The organism is Brachybacterium endophyticum (genome assembly GCF_003130585.1).
GTDB classification, from domain to species: domain Bacteria; phylum Actinomycetota; class Actinomycetes; order Actinomycetales; family Dermabacteraceae; genus Brachybacterium; species Brachybacterium endophyticum.
The window spans coordinates 173,873-193,748 of the sequence record NZ_QFKX01000003.1 but is presented as its reverse complement, the minus strand read 5'-3'; the positions used below and the strand labels follow the sequence as shown (position 1 = coordinate 193,748).

Sequence of the window (19,876 nt, the reverse complement as noted above, 5' to 3'; positions counted from 1 at the left end):
GTATGCCTCGCCCTCTGCACGGCCGAGTCGTTGCTCTCCCTCGGCCGCTCTGCGGGACCGACCGCTGGGCGCGGGGTCCGCCACAGGGCAGACTGGCCCCATGGCAGACCCCAACGATCCCCGCGTCGCCGTCTACCTGGACTTCGACAACATCGTCATGTCCTGGTACGACCGTGTTCACGGACGCAACGCCTTCAGCCGCGACCGCCAGCGGATCGCCGCCGACCCCACCGAGTCGGAGATCGCCGAGCGGCTCCAGCAGGCCACGGTCGACGTCGGCGCCCTGATCGACCACGCGGCGTCCTTCGGCTCGATCATGCTCACCCGCGCCTACGCCGACTGGTCCGCCCCGATCAACGCCGAGTACCGCTCGCAGCTGGTCGCGCGCGCCGTGGACCTCGTCCAGCTGTTCCCCGCCGCCGCCTACGCGAAGAACGGGGCCGACATCCGCCTGGCCGTCGACACGGTCGAGGATTCCTTCCGCATCCCCGACCTCACCCACGTGGTGATCGTCGCGGGCGATTCCGACTACGTCCCCCTCGCTCAGCGCTGCAAGCGCCTGGGCAAGTACGTGGTGGCCGTGGGCGTCGCCGGGTCGACCGCGAAATCCCTGGCCGCGGCGTGCGACCAGTTCGACTCCTACGAGACCCTCCCGGGTATCGAGGTCCCGGAGAAGCCCACCAAGTCCCGCTCCTCGCGAGGCGGGAAGAACGGCAAGGGCCAGGGTGGTGACGCCGGGAAGAAGGCCGAGGACGGGGCGTCCGCCTCGGCATCGACCGAGGAGTCGCAGGCCATCGCGACCACCGATACCGAGGTCGACAACGACACCGATGCCGACGAGGTGACACCCGAGCAGGCCCAGGCCGCCGCCAGCCGCCTGCTGGCGCGTGCCCTGCAGCTCGGCGAGCGCGACGACACCGAGTGGCTCCACAGCTCTCTGGTGAAGACGTACATGCGGCGCATGGACCCGTCGTTCAGCGAGAAGCTGCTCGGCTTCCGCAGCTTCTCGGACTTCCTGAAGGCCAACGACGACATCGCCGAGCTCTCCGAGACGGGCCACGAGCGCCAGGTGCGCCCGGTCGAGCAGCCCGAGCCCGCCAAGTCCACGGGCAAGCACTCCGCGGGCAGGCGCCGACGCGCCGGCTGACACCCGCGGGGCGCTCTGCCCTTCACCCCACCTCACCTCAGCGCCGAGGAGACGCCGATGTCCGTCACGACCATGCACGTCACCCAGTCCGTCCGGATCACCGCCTCGCGCGAGGCGGTGTGGCGGGCGTTCCGCGAGCACGCCTCGCAGTGGTGGGGCGCGCCGTACTCGCTGCTGGACGCCGACGGCACGGAGATCGAGATGCCAATGGAGATCGGCGCCCCGATCATCGAGCACAGCGGCTCCCACCGGGCGGCCTGGGGCATCCTCACCGAGGTCGACCACGAGCGCGTCTACGCCTGGACGGGGAACATGGGGATGGGCGGCGCCAGCTGGGGCACGGTCACCTACGAGTTCGCCGACGAGGACGAGAGCACGCGGGTCACCGTCGTGCACGCGCAGATGGCCGAGATCCCGGACCAGGTCGTCGCGGGGTACGACGCCGGCTGGCGCGATCTGAATGAACGGCTGCGTCTGTTCGTCGAGGAGGGCGAGACCTACGGGTTCACCGGGAAGAACACAGCTCCCCCGTCGGTGAGCTAGCGAGTAGCCCGGATGGGCTCAGACGAGGACCTCGCCCGTGATACCGATCCGTACGGTCCCGCCGATCCAGAGGGCCTCCTGCCCCTCGGCGTCGACGGCACTGTCGATCAGAACGAGTCCGTCGCGCCCGACTCGCGTGCCCTGACGGGCCGTCCACGGCGGGCTCAAACGGCCGCGCTCGATCATCCACTGCGCGATGCCCGCGTTGAGGCTGCCGGTCACGGGGTCCTCGTAGCCGGCCGTCCCCGCCGTGGGGTCGGGCGCGACGAAGCCGCGGACCTCGTAGGCCGGCTGGGAGCCGTCGTCGGTCGAGCCGACGACGCCGAGCGCTCCGATCTTACGTCCGGGGATGGCGGCGAGGTCAGGCTCGAGGGCGAGGACGTCCTGGGCCGAGGCGAGCTCCAGGACGCACCAGCCCGCGCCGTTGTCGACCCAGGCGTGGTCGAGGACCTGATCGGGCTCGATGCCCAGGGCGCGCGCCGCCGCGTCCACGTGGTCGGCCTCGAGGGGGCCGCTCCGCACCAGGGGCGGGGCGGCGAAGGCGAGCCCATCGCCCCCGGCGCGGACCTCGACGAGCCCCGCTGGGCACTCCTGCACGAGGGTGCGCGCACTCGCCCCGTCAGCCTGTGAGCGGAGCCAGGCGAAGGCGCTGCCGAGCGTGGGATGCCCGGCGAAGTCGAGCTCGGACGACGGCGTGAAGATCCGGACCCGGTAGTCGGCCTCAGGCCTGGTCGGTGACAGCAGGAACGTCGTCTCGGAGAGGTTCGTCCAGGAGGCGATGCGCTGCATCTGCTCGTCGGTGAGCCCGTCCGCGTCGACGACCACGGCGAGCGGATTGCCCCGGAAAGGCCCGCTGCCGAACACGTCGACCTGCAGGAAGCGGCGAGCGGTCGGCACGGCGGCGTCGGAGGAGGTCATGGCCCGATCCTGGCACACCCTCGGCCCGATCCCTCGGGCGACCGACAATCACGCCCCCCCGAACGACGGACGCCCGCCCTGCCGCGTAGCACGGCAGGACGGGCGTTCGGATCGGAGCGAGCGGCGGGAGACCTCAGCGACCGCAGTCGTCGAGGGCCTTGGTCTCGGCCGCGATCGCCTCGGCGCCGTAGTCCTCGGGCTGCGACTCCGGGATGTCGGTGCCCACGAGCGAGGCGCCGGCGGTCTCCTTGAGGAAGAACAGTGCGGCGATGCCGAAGAGGCAGCCGAACATCACGTAGACGGCGGGGAACTCGAGGAAACCGGTCGCGCTGACCACGGCCTCGTTGATCGGTGCAGCCGTGCCGCCGAAGAACGAGGTGAACACGTTGTAGGTGACGGCGAAGCCCGCGAACCGCACGTGCGCCGGGAACATGGCGGGGAACGTCGCGGAGATCGTGGACAGCTGCGGGATGTACAGCAGGCCCAGCACCGCGAAGCCGACGATCGCCCAGACGAACCCCTGGCCCATCAGGTAGTACATCGGCAGAGCCATCACGAACAGGCCGATCATCGAGATCCACCACATCTTGCGGCGACCGATGACGTCGGAAAGTCCGCCGCAGAACGGCAGCAGGGTCATCATGATGACCTCGCCGATCAGGATGGTCGCCAGCGACTCGTTCGGGCTCATCTGGATCTTGGTCTCCAGGTAGCCCGGCATGTAGGTCAGCAGCGTGTAGTTCGCGATGTTCAGCGGGATCACGAGGCCCGCCATCGTGAGGATCGGCTTCCAGTAGTCGCGGATCAGGTTGACCAAGCCGCGCATCGCGGAGTCCTGGCTCTCACCCTCCTGCTCGAGGTCCTGGAACACCGGGGTGTCGTCCAGCTTCGACCGCAGGTACAGGCCGATCAGGCCCATCGGGAGCGCGAGGAAGAACGGCAGGCGCCAGCCCCAGGAGTCCATCTGCGACTCCGACAGGATCAGCTGCAGCGCCAGCACCACGACGGTGCCCAGGGCGAACCCGCCCAGGGTGCCGAACTCGAGGAAGCTGCCGTAGCGGCCGCGGCGCTTGTCCGGCGCGTACTCGGCCATGAAGGTCGCGGCGCCGCCGTACTCACCACCGGTCGAGAAGCCCTGCACGATGCGCAGCACGGCGAGCAGGAGCGGAGCGAGGAAGCCCACCTGCTCGTAGGTGGGGAGGACTCCGATCAACGTCGTCGCGAGCGACATGATGATGATCGTGAGCGCGAGGACGTGCTTCCTGCCGAGGCGATCGCCGAGGGGGCCCCAGACGAATCCGCCGAAGGGTCGGGCGATGAAGGAGATCGCGAGGAACGCGAGCGTCCAGAACTGCGCGGCCGACCCCTCCGGGAAGAAGTGCGAGGCGATGTACGTGGTGACGACCGCGTAGACGCCGTAGTCGTACCACTCGGTCGCGTTGCCCATCGCCGAGGCGCCGACCGCCTGCCGGATGGTGCGGCGCGGGGGCAGGTCCGCGAACGGCGTGCCCCCGGTGGTCGTGGTGGGTGGTTCGTCGGGATGCTTGAAGGATGCGGCGGATGACGTGCTCACTGTGCTCCGATCGTCGTTGAGGCACGGGACTCGCCCCCGCACTCGGCCGAGGCCCTACGGTATGTGTCTTACCAGACAATCGCCAGAAACCACAGCATTTTCCTTCTGTCCGACCGCGTCGTCGTGCCTGGACAGCCCGGAACTGCCCGCCGGGAACGCCCCTACAGTGGATCCATGACCGCGACCCCCTCCCCTGCCCCTCTGCCCACGACACCCCGAGAGTTCGTCGAGGCGATGATCGCCCTCGACACCACCTCGGACACGGGGAACCTGCCGGCGATCGAGCTGATGGAGCAGGCGCTGAGCGCCGCCGGGGCCGAGGTCCACGTACTCCCCCGGGGCGACGGACGCAACGCGAACCTGGTCGCCACCTTCCCGGCGAATGCGGAGGACGATGCCACCTCCGCCGACGGCACCTCCCCCGATGCCGAGCTGTTCGTCGACCCCGCGGACCCCGAGCGACGCGGCGTCCTGCTGGCCGGCCACGCGGACTGCGTCCCGGTCACCGGGCAGGAGTGGGCATCGGACCCCTTCACCCCCACCGAGCGCGACGGCCGCCTGTACGGGCGGGGCAGCGCCGACATGAAGTCCTTCCTCGCGATCGCCGCGGCGCTCGCGCCCGAGATCGCTGCCGCGCGCCGCACCGTTCCCGTCCACATCGCCGCCACCTGGGAGGAGGAGACCACCTGCAACGGCGCCCGCGCCCTGGTCGGCCAGCTCGAGGAGCTCGGCATCCGCCCGGCGGTCGCCTTCGTCGGCGAGCCCACCTCGATGCGCGCGGTGCCCGCCCACAAGTCGATGAACGTGCTGCACGCGGACTTCCACGGCGTCGCCGCGCACTCCAGCCTGCTGCCCCACGGCCTGAACGCGATCCGCTACGCGGCTCCCTTCGTGGACTGGTTCCACCGCGAGATCGTCGACGACCTGCGCGAGAACGGCCCCCACGACCCGGCGTTCCCCGTCGCCTGGACCACCGGCGGCGTGAACCGCTTCGACGGCGGCATCGCCACCAACACCGTCCCGCAGGACGTGCACCTGAAGCTGGAGTTCCGCGCCCTGCCGCAGGTCGACGTCGCGCCGATCGTCGCCCGCGTCCAGGACGAGATCGACCGCATCGACGCCCGGATGAAGGCCGACGCGCCCTCCGAGCCGGCCGATCCCTCCGCAGCGGGCCGCGTCGGCGCCGAGCTCGACGTGGTCTCCCTGCTCTACGGGCTCGACGGCTCCGCCGACGGTCCTGCCGCCCGCGCGGCCGTGGCCCTCGGCGCCGAGCGCACGGAGGACAAGGTCACCTACGGCACCGAGGCCGGGATCTACGAGCACGCCGGGATGGCGGCCGTCGTCGTCGGCCCCGGCGACATCGCCCAGGCCCACGGGCCCGACGAGTTCGTCGAGATCGCCCAGCTGGAGCGGTGCGAGCAGTTCGTGCGCCGGCTCGTCGGCGCCGTCGACGCCGCGTCGGGCGCCGGCGCCGCACCCGGCTCCGACCCCACCGGCGCCCGCTGAGCCGCCGTCCCGGCTCGGCTGCATCCGCTCCGCGGACGCCGACCGAGCGTGGAACTCCGCGTGGCATGATGGGCGCCAGGTGAGCCGGGAAGTCTGGTCGGCATCGGGGCGCTCACGGCCCTGATACTGCACCACTCCCTGCCCCAGGAGGCCCGATGACGTTCCCCGCATGGACCATCGCACCGTTCGTGCTGATGCTCGCGGCGATCGCGATCGCCCCGCTGGTCCCCTCGCTCTCGAAGCTCTGGGACCGCCCTCGCAACCAGCTGCTCTACGCCCTCGTCCTCGGCGTCCCCGTCGCGATCGGCGTGCTCGCCGTGGGCGAATGGCATCTCGTGGTCGACGCCCTCGTCGAGTACGGGCAGTTCATCGCCCTGTTGCTCTCGCTGTTCATCGTCTCCGGCGGCTTCTTCCTGCGCGGCGACATCGCCGCGACGCCCCGCACCAACGCGATCTTCCTGGCGATCGGCGGCGTGCTGGCGAGCTTCATCGGCACCACCGGTGCCGCGATGCTGCTGATCCGCCCGCTGCTGAACACCAACGCCGAACGCAAGCACAAGGCCCACACGGTCGTCTTCGCGATCTTCATCGTCGCCAACTGCGGCGGCCTGCTGACGCCGCTCGGGGACCCGCCGCTGTTCCTGGGGATGCTGCGCGGGGTGCCCTTCACCTGGACCTTCCACCTGTTCCCGATGTGGCTGTTCGTCAACGTGATGCTGCTGCTGACGTACTGGGCGCTGGACCGCCGCATCATCGCCCACGAGACGCCCGAGGACGTCCTCGCCGACCGCGAGAACATCACCCCGCTGAAGCTCGCGGGCGCCTCGAACTTCGTCTGGTTCGCGGTGATCATCGCGGCCGTCGCCCTGATCCCCTCGATCGACGCCGAGGAGATCGTCTCCGGCCACGCCGCGTGGTCGGGCTACGTGCCCTGGCGCGAGATCGTCATGATCGGCGCCGCCCTGTGCTCGCTGCGCTTCGGCGACCGCCGCGTGCGCTACCAGGACAACGAGTTCGAGATGGGGCCGATCCAGGAGGTCGCCGCCCTGTTCATCGGCATCTTCCTGACGATGATCCCGGCGCTCGCCGTGCTGCGCGCGGCCGCGCCGTCCCTGCACCTCAACGAGATCACGCTGTTCGTGTTCACCGGCGGGCTGAGCTCGGTGCTCGACAACGCCCCGACCTACGCGACGTTCTTCGAGATGGCCTCCCAGCTGCCCGGCGAGCCCCGCGTGGCCGACGTGCCCGAGCTGTACCTGGTGGCGATCTCCCTGGGCGCGGTGCTGTGCGGGGCGATGACCTACATCGGCAACGGACCGAACTTCATGGTGAAGTCGGTCGCCGAGAGCGCCGGCGTGAAGATGCCCAGCTTCGGCGGGTACGTCCAGCGCGCCGTCATGTACCTCGCCCCCACGCTGATCGCGATGATGCTGCTGTTCATCGCGCAGCCGTGGTGGCTGAAGGCGATCGGCGCCCTGCTGAGCCTGCTGATGCTGATCCGGATCACGGTGCTGGTCGTGCGCACCGACGGCGTGCCGGGCCGGGCGCTCGCGCGGCTGGACGGGCTGGACCCGGACGTGCGCGGGACCAGGCCGGCCATGCCGAGCGGCGGCAGCAGCCGTCGGCCGGGCGGGGCCTTCGACTCCCCGCCCCGCCCCGAGGAGCGCTGAGCATGCACAGGGAGCGAGTGCTCGCCCGTGGCACCTATCGCGAGCACCTGCGCATCGAGAAGATCCTGACCCAGGAGACCACCGGCGGGTTCGTGCTGCTGGCAGCGACCGTGCTCGCCCTCGTGCTCGCCAACTCCCCGCTGGCCGACGCCTACTTCGGCGTTCGCGACGCCCACCTGGGCTTCGACATCGGCGACTTCCACCTGGACCTCTCGATCGGCCACTGGGCGGCCGACGGTCTGCTCGCGATCTTCTTCTTCCTCGCCGGGCTCGAGCTGAAGATGGAGTTCGTGACCGGGGACCTGCGCTCCCCCGGCAAGGCCCTGGTCCCGGTGGTCGCCGCCGCCGGCGGTGTCGCCGTGCCGGCCGTCATCTTCACGCTCATCAACACCTTCGGCCCGCCCGGGGCGCTGGGCGGATGGGCGATCCCGGCCGCGACCGACATCGCCTTCGCCCTCGCGGTGCTCGCCCTGCTGGGCTCGCACCTGCCCTCGGCCGTGCGCACCTTCCTGCTCACCCTGGCGATCGTCGACGACCTGATCGCGATCCTCATCATCGCGATCTTCTACACCTCCGACCTGCGCCTGGGGTATCTCGCGCTCTCCCTGATCCCGATCGCGCTGTACGCGCTGCTCGCGCATCGGGCCGAGAGCCTTTTCAAGATCTCCTACGGGGCCGCCTGGTTCCTGCTGCTGCCGCTGGGCGTGATCACCTGGGCGCTGTTCCTGAACTCGGGAGTGCACGCGACCATCGCCGGAGTCGTGCTCGCCTTCACCGTGCCGGTGCGCTCACGCTCGAAGTACGGCCCGGACTACTCCCTGGCCCAGACCTTCGAGCACCGCTTCCGGCCGCTCAGCAGCGGCATCGCCGTGCCGGTGTTCGCGTTCTTCAGCGCAGGGGTCGCCGTGGGCGGTGCGAGCGGACTGCTCGAGGCCTGGGAGTCGACCGTGGCGCTCGGCGTGATCGTCGGCCTCGTGTGCGGGAAGATCCTCGGGATCGTCGGCTCCACGTACCTGGTCACGCGGCTGCGCCACGCGAACCTCGACCCCGACATCCGCTGGATGGACCTGGTGGGCATGGCGGCGCTCGCGGGGATCGGCTTCACCGTCTCGCTGCTGGTCTCCGAGCTCAGCTTCGCCCCCTCCGACCCGATGCACGACCACGCGAAGGTCGGCGTGCTGACCGCCTCGCTGGTCGCGGCGGTCCTGGGCGCCGTGATCCTGCTGCCACGCAATCGCCGCTACCGCGAGATCGCACGTCGCGAGAGTGCCGATGCGGACGCCGACGGAGTGCCCGACGTCTTCAGCGCCGAGGACCCCGATCAGCGCCCGTAGGCGCGAGCGGGGATCTGGGTGGCGAGTTTGCCACCGGAGACGTCCACGAGCGTCCCGGTGATATAGGACGAGGCGTCGCTGGCGAGGTAGATCAGCAGGTCCGCGACGTCGTCCGGGCTCTCCCACCGGCGCAGCGAGAGCGTGTCCAGCAGACGGTCCTGATCCTCCTGCGCCATCTCCGCGAAGCCGTTCATCGCTGTGGGGACCATGCCGGGGGCATAGGCGTTGACGGTGATGTCCCAGGGACCCAGCTCGGAGGCGAGCACCTTCGTGAGCTGGACGACGGCCGCCTTGGAGGCCGCGTAGGCGGCGCTGCCGACGCTCGGCACGATCGCCGCGAACGAGGCGGCGTTGATGATGCGTCCGCGTCCCGCAGCCTTCATCACGGGTGCGACCTCCCTGCTCATCAGGAACACCCCGCCCACGTTGACGTCGAAGCAGCTGCGCCAGCGCTCCCAGTCCAGGTCGGAGACGGGGCCCTCGACGTTGATGCCCGCGTTGTTGACCAGCACGTCGATGGTGCCGTGGCGCTCCACGATCGTCGCGACGGCGGCGGCGACCGAGTCGGGATCGGCGACGTTGCAGGTGACCTGCTCGATCGCCCCCTCGCCGCTCGGGGCGCGGAAGGCCAGGTCCAGGGCGACCACGCGCGCTCCCTCGCCGGCGAACCGCTCGGCGAGCACGGCGCCGATGCCGCCGGCGGCACCGGTGACCACCACGACGCGATCCTTCAGGTCCAGCTCCATCGCTCGTTCCTCTCCTCGTGACACGACCTCAAAAAGCATACTATTGGCGTGGCGCGTAACCGCGTCGACCGCGACCAGGGGACGGAGCACCCGATGACGACCGAGCGAGGCACCCTCTGGGTCACCGGCGGCGGCAGCGGCATGGGACGAGCCGCCGCGATCAGCGCAGCGCTGACGGGATGGCGGGTCGCCGTCAGCGGCCGACGGGCCGACGCCCTCGAGGAGACCGTCGCGGCCATCGAGGCCGGTGGCGGCGACGCACTGGCCCTCCCCCTGGACGTCCAGGACCGGGACTCCGTGGCGCGCACCGTCGACGACATCACGGATCGCTTCGGGAGCCTGGACGGCCTGGTCCTCGCGGCGGGGCTGAACGCCCCGCGACGCCGCTGGGAGAACCAGGACCTGGGCGAGTTCGAGCAGATCGTGGCCACCAACCTCACGGCGACGGCGAGCGCGATCGACGCCGCGCTCCCCCACCTGCGCGCGAGCGGAGGCGTCGTGGTCGTCATCTCCTCCTACGCCGGCTGGTCCTTCCAACCCGGGGCGGGCGTCGCCTACTCGGCGAGCAAGACGGCCGTGGCCTCCCTGGTCCGCTCCCTGAACCAGCAGGAAGCGGCCCACGGAGTGCGCGCCTGCCACCTCTGCCCGGGCGATGTCGCGACCGACTTCCTGGAGCAGCGACCCGAGGTGCCGGACGCGGCCGCGCGCGCCGTCATGCTGAGCGCGGAGGACGTCGCCCGCACCGTCCGCTTCGTGCTCGACTCACCCGCGCACGTGCGGATCGACGAGCTGGTCGTCTCCCCGGTCTCGCAGACCTGAGCCGCGCATGGGCACGGGAACGGGCATAGACACGGGCTCGGGAACGGGCGGCGGGTCCCGCTTCGATCAGGCTCTGGCGGCACTGGGCACCGCGATCGTGCGCGGAGAGCTCCCCGCGGGCCATGCGGACACGATCGAGGGACTCGTCGAGCGCACCGGGGCCTCCCGCAGCGTGGTCCGGGAGGCGACCCGGGTGCTGGGCACGCTGGGCATGCTGAGCGCGGGCCGCCGGGTGGGCCTGCGCGTGCTCGACCGCGAGCACTGGGACGTGCTGGATCCGCTGGTCATCCAGTGGCGTCTGGACTCCCCCGAGCGGCCGACGCAGATCGCCGAGCTGCGGGCGCTGCGCCAGGCCATCGAGCCGGAGGCGGCCGCCGCGGCGGCACGCACGGTACGCGAGAACGCGGCTGATCACGGCCGGCTCACCGCACTCACCGAGGCGGCCGGCCGGATGCGGGAGGGGACGAGAGGTGCCCCTGCCGACGCCGCGCAGTCGTTCCTGCGCGCGGACCAGGACCTGCATGCCGCCGTGCTCGCCCTCTCGGCCAACGCGATGTTCGCGAGACTGCGGGCGGTCATCGAGGAGAGTCTGCGGGAACGGGCGCTCGTCGAGCGCGCCGACGAGCCTCCCGAGCCCCACGACCTCGACCTGCATCTCGAGGTGGCGCGGGCGATCAGTGAGGGCGCACCGCAGCGGGCGTCGATCGCGATGCGGGAGATCGTGGACAGGACGGGCGGCTGACGAGCCACCGGGTCGCCTCGGCGACCCCGGCCGGCTCAGTCACGGGGTCGCGTCAGCTCCCGGCTCGCCTCAGCTGCGGCCTCGCCTCAGCTGCCCCGGCCGGCCTTCTCCGGCTTCACGCACACCACGGGGCACGGGGCCTCCATGATCACGCGCTGCGCGGTGGATCCCAGCAGCATCTTCCCGATCGGGGTGCGATGACGGATCCCGAGGATCACCAGGTCCACCGCATCCTGCTCGATGGTCTTCAGGATGTCGTCGGCCGCGTCGTCACGGCTGGGCACGGTGCGCAGCTCGTAGGAGGCGCCCGAGGCCTCGAGCCGCTCGCGCAGCTCGGCGGTGGCGCCTTCCCCGCCGGTCTTGCGGGGGTCGGCGCCGCGCTCGGAGGCGAGCACGATCAGCTGGGCGTCCTTCGTGCGCACCTCCCGGAGCGCGTACTCCAGTGCGGCCTCACTGGTGGGACTGGGCACGTAGCCGAGCAGGATCTTCATCGTCCACTCCTGGTTCTGCGGGTCCGAAAGGGCTGGCAGGTCCGGCGGGTCGGGCGGCGCGCGCCCGGGGGATCATTCCTTGCCGATCTCGTCCTGGTCGTGGAAGCGGGTGCGCCGCCCCTTGATCGCGGCGTTGTACAGGAAGGTGATCACGTACAGCACCAGCCCGACGCCGAGCAGACCGCCTGCGATCAGGTAGTTCTCGATGGGCTGGGCGACGGGGGTGACGAGCACCAGCGCGGTGATCGCGCCGAGCACGGCGAGCACGGCGGGGGTGCGGAAGTGCCCCTCCTGGCCCGGGTCCTTGCGCAGCACGAGCACAGAGACGTTGACCAGGCAGAACACGATCAGCAGCAGTAGGGCGGTGGTGCCGCCCAGGTTCTCGATGATCGTGTCCGGCAGCGCGTAGCTGACGACGATCACCAGCGCCACCGCGAGCAGGGTGGAGAACAGGACGCCGCCCACCGGGGTGCGACGGCCCTTCAGGACCACGCCCAGGAAGGGTGGCAGCACGCCCTGCTTTGACATGCCGTACAGCAGGCGGGAGGCCATCATCATGTTGATCAGAACGGTGTTCGCGACCGCGAAGATCGAGATGATCGGGAAGATTGTGTCCATCGGCAGGTTCGGGGCACCGTGGGAGACGACGCTCAGCAGCGGCGTGCTGGCCGAGGTGAGCTCGCCGATCGGCACCACGGCCACGGCGGTGAGCGAGACCAGCACGTAGACCACGCCGGTGATCGACAGACCGCCCAGCAGCATCTTCGGGAAGTTCTTCGCAGGATCGACGGTCTCCTCGGCCATGTTGACCGAGTCCTCGAACCCGACCATCGAGAAGAACGCGAGGGCGGTCGCACCGATCACGGCCATGAACATGGACTTGTCGTCGGGCGATTCGAACAGCACCACGCGCGAGAAGTCCGCGTCGCCGCGCCCCATGGCGAGGAAGCCGATGATCAGCACCATCGCCAGACCGCTGAGCTCGATGAGGGTGAGCACCACGTTGAGCTTCACCGACTCGCTGACGCCGTAGGAGTTCACGCAGGCCACGATGGCGATGAACACCAGCGCGATGACGACGGCGACGTTGTGGGACCCTGCCGACCCCAGGGTGTCCTCGAGGTGGAAGACGGCGAGCACGTTCTCCGCCAGGAAGATCGCGCTGTTGGAGGCCGAGGTGATGCCCGAGGACAGCACCGCGAAGGTCACCATGAAGGTCACGAAGTGCACGCCGAAGGCCTTGTGCACGTACAGCGCCGCACCGGCCGCCTGCGGGTACTTCGTGACCATCTCGACGTAGGACAGCGCGGTCATCATCGCGACCACGAAGGCGAGGATCACGGGCAGCCAACCCGCACCGCCCACCTGGCCGGCGACCTGCCCGGTGAGGGCGTAGACGCCCGTGCCGAGGATGTCACCGACGATGAACAGGAGCAGCAGGCCCGGGGTGATGGCCTTCTTCAGCTCGGTCCCCTGAGAGGGTCCGCCGTCGGCGGCGACCGCTCCGGAGCTGTCGCCGGGTGCGCCGGAGCCGGCGCCGGTTTCCTGGGTCATGAGGGGCTCCCGGGTCGGAGGAAGGGGCAGCTGGCGGTCGTACCTCGGGGGACCAGCTCACGCAGGCGAAAAGCGCCTGCGGTGCAGGGATCGTATCGCAGGTGTTCGCGCTCACCGCATCGCACGCCCACCGTTCGCCTGTCGCGTAGACGCGTGCGCGGAGGGGCCCGCGGCCTCCCCATCACGGAGTCGCCGCTCTATGGTGGCGAGGTCAGATCCCACCAGTGATCACGCAGATCCCAAGGAGGCTCATCCATGAGCACCGTCCCGAACGTCCCGAACGTCGCCCTGGCCGACGGCAACACGATCCCGCAGCTGGGCTACGGCGTCTGGCAGGTCGAGAACGACGTCGCGGCAGACGTCGTCGGCCAGGCCCTCGAGGCCGGCTACCGCCACATCGACACCGCGAAGGTCTACGGCAACGAGGAGGGCGTGGGCCGGGCCCTGCGCGACTCGGGCCTTCCCCGCGAGGACGTCTTCATCACCACCAAGCTGTGGAACGAGGACCAGGACTACGACAACGCGATCGCAGCCCTCGACGCCTCGCTCGAGCGCCTGGGCACCGACCACGTCGACCTGTACCTGATCCACTGGGCGAGCCCCAAGCAGGGCAAGTACGTCGAGGCGTGGAAGGCCCTGATCGAGCTGCAGAAGCAGGGCAAGGCCCGCTCGATCGGCGTCTCGAACTTCCCGCAGGAGCAGCTCGAGGAGATCATCGAGGCCACCGGCGTCACGCCCGTCGTGCACCAGATTGAGCTGCACCCCGACTTCGCCCAGCCCGAGCTGCGCGCCTACGGCGAGGAGCACGGCATCCTCACCGAGTCCTGGTCGCCTCTCGGCCAGGGTGGCGAGCTGCTGAAGGACCCGGTGATCACCGAGATCGCCGAGGCGCACGACGCGACGGCGGCGCAGGTGGTCATCGCCTGGCACCTGGCGATCGGGAACATCGTGATCCCGAAGTCCGTGACGCCCGAGCGGATCGTCTCGAACCTCGCCGCTGCCGACGTCACCCTCACCGACGGCGAGCTCGAGCGTCTCGCGACCCTCGACAAGGGCGAAGCGGGCCGGATCGGCCCGAACCCGGCCGACGCCGACTTCTGAGTCGCCCAGCGGCCGGCCGCTGAGGCCGTCCGCGGCCGTCCGTCGCCGCCCTCCGGGGCGAACCGGGACCGGCCGGCGCGCTACTCGCGGGTGGCGCGCCGGCCAGTGGCGGCGCGGGCGACCTTCTCCGCGGCGTCCTTGACCGCCTCCGCGCAGGCGGCCACGCCGTCCTCTCCCAGCCGCGAGGACTGCCAGGTCAGTCCGACCGCGGCGATCGGCCAGTCGGCGTGGTCCAGCACCGGTGCGGCGACAGAGCGGGTCCCCGGGGTGACCTCGCCGTCCTCGCGGGCGATGCCGTCGCTGCGCACCTGCTCGAGAACCGCCGCGAGCTCGGCCGGCGTCGACGGCCCGACTCCGGGCTGGCGCGCCACGAGGTCCTCGCGGGTGGAGTACAGGCTGCGCAGCTGCACCAGGGGCAGCGCGGCGAGCATCGCGCGCCCGGTCGCCGTCAGATGAGCGGGAAGGCGCACCCCCTGCTCCGTGACCAGACGACCGCGCCCCTTCGCGCGGTCCTCGACCACGTAGAGCACGTCGCGGCCGTGCAGCACGGCCAGGTGTCCTGACTCCCCGATCGCATCGACGGTGCGCTCGAGCACGACCCGGCCCACCCGCGCGAGCGGCGCATGGCGCACGTACCCGACGGAGACCTCGTAGGCCGCGGGTCCGAGGGCGTACAGCCTCTCCTGCGGCAGATGCAGCGCGTAGCCGTGGGCGACGAGGGTGCCCAGCAGGTCGTAGGTCGTGGACCGCGGCAGGTCGAGGTCCTGGGCGACGCGGGCCGCGGCGACGGGTGCGCGCTGCGAGGACAGATAGGTGAGCACGCGCAGCGTGGCGTCGGCGGCCGGCGCCTTCGGCGGCCTGGATGACGTCGGGGCGGGGGATTGCGAAGCCATAGTCAGCCCAGAATGCCATCGCGCAGGACGGGACGCCGTGCGCGATCCGGTCCGACGCGCCGCACGCCAAAAGCTTGCCTTATGTGACCCTCAGGTCAAACTATTGCTCGCCGCCGAACAGGGCACCTAGCGTCGCCCGTCGTGAACACTGCGACCTCCTCCCCCTCCTCCTCGCGTCGCCGCGGTCCCCTGCGCGCGATCGCGCACATCCCCTTCGGCTGGCAGGTGCTGATCGGCCTGGTGCTCGGCGTCGCCCTGGGCCTGGTCGCGACCGCGATCGGCCCCGGCAGCGGCGAGGACGGCGCCAACTGGCTGACCACCACGCTGGACACCATCGGCAGCACCTTCGTCACCCTGCTGAAGGCCCTGGTGCCGCCGCTGATCTTCCTCGCAATCGTCACCTCGATCGCCAACCTGCGGAAGGTCACGGGAGCAGCCCGCCTGGCCGGGAAGACCCTCCTGTGGTTCGCGATCACCTCCCTGATCGCCGTGGTGATCGGCATCGGCCTGGGCGCACTGACCAGCCCCGGCGCCAACTCGAGCGTCTCGGCCAAGTCCGCGGACGCCGGCGACACCCAGGGCACCTGGCTGGACTTCCTGACCGGCCTGGTCCCCACGAACTTCCTGGGCATCGAGGGCTCCGCCGGGGACGACGGCTCGGTCGCTCTGAGCTTCAACGCCCTGCAGATCCTCGTCATCTCGATCGCCGTGGGCCTCGCGGTGCTCTCGGTGGGCGAGAAGAAGGCCGAGCCGTTCCTGCGGATCACCGGTTCCGCCCTCGAGATCGTCCAGAAGCTGCTGTGGTGGGTCATCCGCCTCGCCCCGATCGGCACCGTCGGCCTGCTGGGCAACGCCGTGGCCAGCTACGGCTGGGACGCGATCGGCTCGCTCGGCGTGTTCGTGGCCGACGTCTACATCGGCATGCTGCTGGTGCTGCTCGTGGTCTACCCGATCCTGCTGCGCACCACCGGCCTCTCGATCGGCTCGTTCTTCCGCGGCGTGTGGCCGGCGACCTCGCTGGGCTTCGTCTCCCGCAGCTCGCTGGGCACCATGCCGATGACCCAGACCGTCACCGAGCGCATGGGCGTGCCGCGCCACTACGCCTCGTTCTCGATCCCGCTCGGGGCGACCACCAAGATGGACGGCTGCGCCGCGATCTACCCGGCGCTCGCCGCGATCTTCGTCGCCAACTTCTTCGGGGTGCCGCTGGGGATCACGGACTACCTGCTGATCGTGCTGGTCTCCGTGCTGGGCTCTGCCGCGACCGCCGGCATGACCGGCGCGACCGTCATGCTCACCCTGACCCTGTCGACCCTGGGTCTGCCGCTCGAGGGCGTCGGCCTGCTGCTGGCGATCGACCCGATCCTGGACATGGGCCGCACCGCCCTGAACGTCACCGGTCAGTCGCTGGTCGCGGTCATCGTCGCCAAGCGCGAGAAGATCCTGGACCAGACGGCGTACGACGCGTCCGTGCGTACCTCGTTCTCCGCCATTCAGGCCGATGAGGGTGCGGAAGGCGCCGAGGAGAAGGTCGCCGAGGACCGGGTCGCGGCGGAACTGTCCGGGCAGGATCCGGCGGCTCCCGCCGAGGACACGGTCGCGGACCCGGAGCGCGTCGACCAGCTGGAGGAGAAGGTCGGCACCCGCGCCTGAGCCTCCTGATCGGATAATCGGGAGCCCTCGTCGCCTTCGCTCGCTAGCATCCCCGCTCATGGAGAGAGCGCCGGATCAGCCCGAGGCGGAGGTCCCCCTGCAGGGTGGGAACGCGAGCGCCGGCGTAGTCCGCATCGGTGGGACCGTGCGCAAGCCCTGGCTCCCGCAGACACCCCTGGTCACCGCGTTCACGATCGCCCTGCGCGAGCGTGGCATCGACCTGCCCGTTCCGCTGGGACGGGACGAGCAGGGCCGCCAGGTCCTCGAGTTCGTGCCCGGCACGCTCGCGCTGGAGTCGGGGCCCCTGCCCCTGGAGGACCTGCGGCGGGTGGGCGCGCTTGTGCGGCGGATCCACGAGGCCAGCGCAGCCATCCCTCCCGGGGAGCTCGAGCGCGCGGCCGCTCCGGCGGCGCCCTCCGAGGAGGGCACGGCACCGGCCGGCTGGAGCGATCCTTTGCTGCCGGTTCCCGGGCCCCCTGAGCTGATCTGCCACAACGACCTCGCACCGTGGGACCTGGTCCTCGACGGCGAGCGGATGGTGGTCATCGATCTCGACGGGGCGGGTCCGAGCACGCGGGCGTGGGACCTGGCCTACGCCGCCCAGTCCTTCGCGGATCTGTTCCCCCACCGGGATCCCGAGGACTCGGCAGCGCGGCTGCGGGCTTTCGTCGTCAAGGGGTACCGGGCCGACGAGAAGCTGCGAGCGGGACTCCCTGCGCTGCTGGGTCGACGCACCGGCGCCATGGCCGACATGCTCCTCACCGCCCACGAGCAGGGCATCGACCCCTGGGGGACGATGCACACCGAGGGCCACGGCGCGATCTGGAGCGGGGCGACCGCGTACGTGTGCGAGCACGAGGAGATGTGGCGGCGGGCGCTGGCGTGAGACCGCCTGAGCTGTGCTTCTTTACCTCCGGGCACCAAGGGACTGACCATGAGTCCTGTTCGCCCACCACGTGAAGGAGCAGTCCCATGCGCGCTGTCGTCGCCCCACCCGAAGCCGCCGTCCCGCAGGTCGCCGAGGTCCCGGATCCGGCACCCGGCCCCGGCGAGGTCCTCATCCGGGTGGGCGCCGCATCGGTGAACCCCGCAGATCTGGCCGTCGTCTCGGGCGCGGTCCGTGAGGCCTTCGGTCTGAGCGGCACCGTGGGCCTGGGCTGGGACGCGGCAGGCACCGTCGAGGCTCTCGGCGACGGCGTCGAGGACCTGCACGTCGGGGACAGGGTCGCGGGCATCGACGCCGCTCCCCCGGCACCGACCCGCGCCCAGGCGGAGCTGATCGCCCTGGATCGCAGCGCTGTCGCCCGGATCCCCGAGGGCCTCGGTCTCCTGGAGGCGGGCACGGTCCCGCTGAACGTCCTCACGGCCGATGCCGCTCTCGATGCGCTCGAGCAGGCCGCGGGACCGGCCGCGGGGCGACGCCTGCTGATCACCGGTGCCGCGGGCGCCGTGGGCGGATACGCGCTGGACCTCGCACGCGAGCGCGGGTGGGAGGTCGACGGGCTGGCCCGTCCGAGCGATGCGGAGTTCGTCGAGCGCACGGGTGCTCGCCTGGTCGGCAGCATCGAGCCGGGCGCGTACGTCGGTGTGCTCGATGCGGCGAATCTCCACGACGACGCGCTCGCCGCACTGGGCGCCGGCGGAGTGCTCGTCGGCCTGACGGGTCCGTGGCGCGAGAGCACGCCGGAAGGTGTCACCGCCGTCTTCGCGAACACCTCGACCGATGGCGACCGGCTGGGCGAGCTGCTCGAGCGCTCGCTCACCGAGGCGTTCGCCCCGCGGATCGCCCAGGTCCTCGACCTCGAGGACGCTGCCCAGGCGTACCGAACCGCTCAGGAGAGCGGGAGCCGCGGGCGGGTCGTGCTGCGCATCGGCTGAGCTGATGCATGGACCCCGTGCACACCCCGCCGTAGCGTGGCTCCATGAGCGAGCATCGGCACGACTACGACGTCCACGTGACCTGGACCGGGAACCTGGGGACGGGCACCGACTCCTATCGCACCTTCTCCCGTGACCACGAGACGACGGCTGCTGGAGTGCCGCCGATCCCCGCGTCGGCCGATCCCGCGTTCCGGGGCGAGATCCTGCGCGAATGACCGGCACCGCCCTCGCCCTGGTCCTCGGGGCCGCGGTGCTGCACGCCCTGTGGAACCTCGCGGCGAAGCGGGCCAGCGGCGACGGCTACCTGTTCGTGTGGTGGTACAACGTGGCCTCGGCGGTGCTGTGGCTGCCGATCGGCCTCGTCGTCCTGGCCCGCGCCGGATGGCCGATCGGCTGGGAGCTCGCCGTCGGCCCCGCGGTCTCGGCGATCTTCCACATCGTCTACCAGCTCTGCCTGCAGACGGGGTACCAGCGTGCCGACCTCGGCGTCGTCTACCCCGTGGCCCGCGGGACCGGTCCCCTGCTCACGGTCGTGGTCGCCCTCGCCGTGCTCGGGGAGCGTCCGGGGTGGGTGGCCGTCGGCGGGGGCCTGGTGGTGATCGCCGGCATCGTGGTGGTCGCCACTGGCGGGTCGCGCGCCCTGCGTCATCGGGCGTCGACCGGCATCTGGTGGGGCGCGCTGACCGGCGCCGGCATCGCCGCCTACACCCTGTGGGACGACCATGCCGTGACCACCTGGGCGCTGGCGCCGGTCACCTACTTCTCGCTGGGCTGCACCCTGCAGGCGCTCGCGATGACACCGGGGGCGCTGCTGCGCTCGCGGGCCGCGCGAGCCGGCGGGGACCAGGCGCCTGCTGCCGGCTCCGACGTCGGTCCCGCATCAGCACTCGCGGTGCTGCGCCGCAGCCGGCTCGAGATCGGCATCGTCGCGGTGCTCTCCCCCCTCGCCTACGTCCTGGTGCTCGAGGCCATGCACACCACGCCCGTCGCCCTCGTCGCACCGGCCCGGGAGTCGAGCATCGTGGTCGGATCGCTGCTGGCCTGGTGGTTGTTCCGCGAGCCGGACCCGCTCAGGCGCCTGCTGGGCGCGGTCGTGGTGCTGGGCGGGATCGCGCTCATCGTGGCGTGAGGCGCCGACTGCGGCGAGGGCTCATGCCGCTCCGGCGGAGACCACCGTGTGAGGTCCTCATCGGGTGCGGCCCAGACCCCTGGCCGCATCACCGGGTCACCGGTAGTCTCGCCCCGTCCCATCACCAGCAGTGCATCTACCTCGGGCCCGCGCAGCATCCGGCACCACACCGACCT

The 19,876-nt window shown here is 71.0% G+C and carries 19 protein-coding genes; 13 read left to right on the top strand and 6 right to left on the bottom strand.

Annotated features, from left to right (window positions below; all coding sequences use genetic code 11):
* Positions 1–100: 100 nt before the first annotated feature.
* Together DEO23_RS09780 and DEO23_RS09775 are read left to right on the top strand one after the other, a co-directional pair.
* Positions 101–1,147 carry an NYN domain-containing protein gene (locus DEO23_RS09780; protein ID WP_109275837.1) on the top strand — a complete coding sequence of 349 codons (1,047 nt, stop codon included), beginning with the start codon at positions 101–103 and terminating at the stop codon, positions 1,145–1,147.
* Between the two features lie 57 nt (positions 1,148–1,204).
* Positions 1,205–1,690, top strand: a complete 486-nt coding sequence (locus DEO23_RS09775) for an SRPBCC family protein (protein WP_109275836.1) — start codon at positions 1,205–1,207, stop codon at positions 1,688–1,690.
* Positions 1,691–1,708: 18 nt separating this feature from the next.
* On the opposite strand, the gene DEO23_RS09770 is transcribed toward DEO23_RS09775, so the two are convergent.
* On the bottom strand, positions 1,709–2,608 hold the full coding sequence (locus DEO23_RS09770) for a PhzF family phenazine biosynthesis protein (RefSeq protein ID WP_109275835.1): 900 nt from the start codon (positions 2,606–2,608) through the stop codon (positions 1,709–1,711).
* 133 nt (positions 2,609–2,741) lie between these two features.
* Positions 2,742–4,181 (bottom strand): MFS transporter, encoded by a 1,440-nt coding sequence (locus DEO23_RS09765; RefSeq protein WP_420808022.1) that lies wholly within the window; start codon positions 4,179–4,181, stop codon positions 2,742–2,744.
* Between the two features lie 174 nt (positions 4,182–4,355).
* Between DEO23_RS09765 and DEO23_RS09760 the strand changes: the two genes are divergently transcribed.
* From DEO23_RS09760 to nhaA, 3 genes are all read left to right on the top strand, one after another.
* Positions 4,356–5,687, top strand: coding sequence for a M20/M25/M40 family metallo-hydrolase (locus DEO23_RS09760; RefSeq protein WP_109275834.1), 1,332 nt, complete (start codon positions 4,356–4,358; stop codon positions 5,685–5,687).
* Between the two features lie 155 nt (positions 5,688–5,842).
* Positions 5,843–7,357, top strand: a complete 1,515-nt coding sequence (locus tag DEO23_RS09755; protein WP_109275833.1) for a sodium:proton antiporter — start codon at positions 5,843–5,845, stop codon at positions 7,355–7,357.
* 2 nt (positions 7,358–7,359) lie between these two features.
* A complete protein-coding gene (gene nhaA, locus DEO23_RS09750) occupies positions 7,360–8,691 on the top strand; it encodes a Na+/H+ antiporter NhaA (RefSeq protein ID WP_109275832.1) in 1,332 nt (443 codons plus the stop codon).
* Here the strand turns inward: nhaA and DEO23_RS09745 are convergent.
* On the bottom strand, positions 8,679–9,437 hold the full coding sequence (locus tag DEO23_RS09745) for an SDR family NAD(P)-dependent oxidoreductase (protein ID WP_109275831.1): 759 nt from the start codon (positions 9,435–9,437) through the stop codon (positions 8,679–8,681). The genes nhaA and DEO23_RS09745 overlap by 13 nt on opposite strands.
* A gap of 93 nt (positions 9,438–9,530) precedes the next feature.
* Between DEO23_RS09745 and DEO23_RS09740 the strand changes: the two genes are divergently transcribed.
* Together DEO23_RS09740 and DEO23_RS09735 are read left to right on the top strand one after the other, a co-directional pair.
* Positions 9,531–10,256 carry an SDR family oxidoreductase gene (locus tag DEO23_RS09740; protein WP_109275830.1) on the top strand — a complete coding sequence of 242 codons (726 nt, stop codon included), beginning with the start codon at positions 9,531–9,533 and terminating at the stop codon, positions 10,254–10,256.
* A gap of 7 nt (positions 10,257–10,263) precedes the next feature.
* A complete protein-coding gene (locus DEO23_RS09735; RefSeq protein ID WP_109275829.1) occupies positions 10,264–10,998 on the top strand; it encodes a FadR/GntR family transcriptional regulator in 735 nt (244 codons plus the stop codon).
* A gap of 86 nt (positions 10,999–11,084) precedes the next feature.
* Here DEO23_RS09735 and DEO23_RS09730 read toward each other — a convergent pair whose 3' ends face one another.
* Both DEO23_RS09730 and DEO23_RS09725 read right to left on the bottom strand, forming a co-directional pair.
* Complete coding sequence (locus tag DEO23_RS09730) at positions 11,085–11,489, bottom strand: universal stress protein (RefSeq protein WP_109275828.1); 405 nt, start codon at positions 11,487–11,489, stop codon at positions 11,085–11,087.
* 72 nt (positions 11,490–11,561) lie between these two features.
* On the bottom strand, positions 11,562–13,043 hold the full coding sequence (locus DEO23_RS09725; protein WP_109275827.1) for an APC family permease: 1,482 nt from the start codon (positions 13,041–13,043) through the stop codon (positions 11,562–11,564).
* A gap of 255 nt (positions 13,044–13,298) precedes the next feature.
* Here DEO23_RS09725 and DEO23_RS09720 point away from each other — a divergent pair, with 255 nt between their 5' ends.
* Positions 13,299–14,144, top strand: a complete 846-nt coding sequence (locus tag DEO23_RS09720; protein WP_109275826.1) for an aldo/keto reductase — start codon at positions 13,299–13,301, stop codon at positions 14,142–14,144.
* Positions 14,145–14,224: 80 nt separating this feature from the next.
* Here the strand turns inward: DEO23_RS09720 and DEO23_RS09715 are convergent, their stop codons facing one another.
* Positions 14,225–15,037 (bottom strand): IclR family transcriptional regulator, encoded by an 813-nt coding sequence (locus DEO23_RS09715; RefSeq protein WP_109275825.1) that lies wholly within the window; start codon positions 15,035–15,037, stop codon positions 14,225–14,227.
* Between the two features lie 141 nt (positions 15,038–15,178).
* On the opposite strand from DEO23_RS09715, the gene DEO23_RS09710 reads away from it, so the two are divergent.
* From DEO23_RS09710 to DEO23_RS09690, 5 genes are all read left to right on the top strand, one after another.
* The gene (locus tag DEO23_RS09710) at positions 15,179–16,690 is read left to right on the top strand and encodes a dicarboxylate/amino acid:cation symporter (protein ID WP_205678932.1); all 1,512 of its coding nucleotides are present in this window, start codon (positions 15,179–15,181) and stop codon (positions 16,688–16,690) included.
* Positions 16,691–16,748: 58 nt separating this feature from the next.
* On the top strand, positions 16,749–17,576 hold the full coding sequence (locus DEO23_RS09705) for a phosphotransferase (RefSeq protein ID WP_109275823.1): 828 nt from the start codon (positions 16,749–16,751) through the stop codon (positions 17,574–17,576).
* A gap of 86 nt (positions 17,577–17,662) precedes the next feature.
* Positions 17,663–18,568: an NADP-dependent oxidoreductase gene (locus DEO23_RS09700; RefSeq protein WP_109275822.1), complete on the top strand. Its 906-nt coding sequence runs from the start codon at positions 17,663–17,665 to the stop codon at positions 18,566–18,568.
* A gap of 44 nt (positions 18,569–18,612) precedes the next feature.
* Positions 18,613–18,786 (top strand): hypothetical protein, encoded by a 174-nt coding sequence (locus DEO23_RS09695; protein ID WP_205678930.1) that lies wholly within the window; start codon positions 18,613–18,615, stop codon positions 18,784–18,786.
* Complete coding sequence (locus DEO23_RS09690; RefSeq protein ID WP_109275978.1) at positions 18,783–19,700, top strand: EamA family transporter; 918 nt, start codon at positions 18,783–18,785, stop codon at positions 19,698–19,700. Before DEO23_RS09695 ends, DEO23_RS09690 begins: the two co-directional genes overlap by 4 nt.
* Positions 19,701–19,876 lie beyond the last annotated feature (176 nt).

Bases quoted from the DNA above. Each gene is read 5' to 3' on its own strand.
- DEO23_RS09690 (WP_109275978.1), top strand. From the start codon at position 18,783: ATGACCGGCACCGCCCTCGCCCTGGTCCTCGGGGCCGCGGTGCTGCAC.
- DEO23_RS09760 (WP_109275834.1), top strand. From the start codon at position 4,356: ATGACCGCGACCCCCTCCCCTGCCCCTCTGCCCACGACACCCCGAGAG.
- DEO23_RS09715 (WP_109275825.1), bottom strand. From the start codon at position 15,037: ATGGCTTCGCAATCCCCCGCCCCGACGTCATCCAGGCCGCCGAAGGCG.
- DEO23_RS09775 (WP_109275836.1), top strand. From the start codon at position 1,205: ATGTCCGTCACGACCATGCACGTCACCCAGTCCGTCCGGATCACCGCC.
- DEO23_RS09770 (WP_109275835.1), bottom strand. From the start codon at position 2,608: ATGACCTCCTCCGACGCCGCCGTGCCGACCGCTCGCCGCTTCCTGCAG.
- DEO23_RS09755 (WP_109275833.1), top strand. From the start codon at position 5,843: ATGACGTTCCCCGCATGGACCATCGCACCGTTCGTGCTGATGCTCGCG.
- DEO23_RS09740 (WP_109275830.1), top strand. From the start codon at position 9,531: ATGACGACCGAGCGAGGCACCCTCTGGGTCACCGGCGGCGGCAGCGGC.
- DEO23_RS09705 (WP_109275823.1), top strand. From the start codon at position 16,749: ATGGAGAGAGCGCCGGATCAGCCCGAGGCGGAGGTCCCCCTGCAGGGT.
- DEO23_RS09725 (WP_109275827.1), bottom strand. From the start codon at position 13,043: ATGACCCAGGAAACCGGCGCCGGCTCCGGCGCACCCGGCGACAGCTCC.
- nhaA (WP_109275832.1), top strand. From the start codon at position 7,360: ATGCACAGGGAGCGAGTGCTCGCCCGTGGCACCTATCGCGAGCACCTG.
- DEO23_RS09735 (WP_109275829.1), top strand. From the start codon at position 10,264: ATGGGCACGGGAACGGGCATAGACACGGGCTCGGGAACGGGCGGCGGG.
- DEO23_RS09780 (WP_109275837.1), top strand. From the start codon at position 101: ATGGCAGACCCCAACGATCCCCGCGTCGCCGTCTACCTGGACTTCGAC.
- DEO23_RS09720 (WP_109275826.1), top strand. From the start codon at position 13,299: ATGAGCACCGTCCCGAACGTCCCGAACGTCGCCCTGGCCGACGGCAAC.
- DEO23_RS09700 (WP_109275822.1), top strand. From the start codon at position 17,663: ATGCGCGCTGTCGTCGCCCCACCCGAAGCCGCCGTCCCGCAGGTCGCC.
- DEO23_RS09730 (WP_109275828.1), bottom strand. From the start codon at position 11,489: ATGAAGATCCTGCTCGGCTACGTGCCCAGTCCCACCAGTGAGGCCGCA.
- DEO23_RS09745 (WP_109275831.1), bottom strand. From the start codon at position 9,437: ATGGAGCTGGACCTGAAGGATCGCGTCGTGGTGGTCACCGGTGCCGCC.
- DEO23_RS09695 (WP_205678930.1), top strand. From the start codon at position 18,613: ATGAGCGAGCATCGGCACGACTACGACGTCCACGTGACCTGGACCGGG.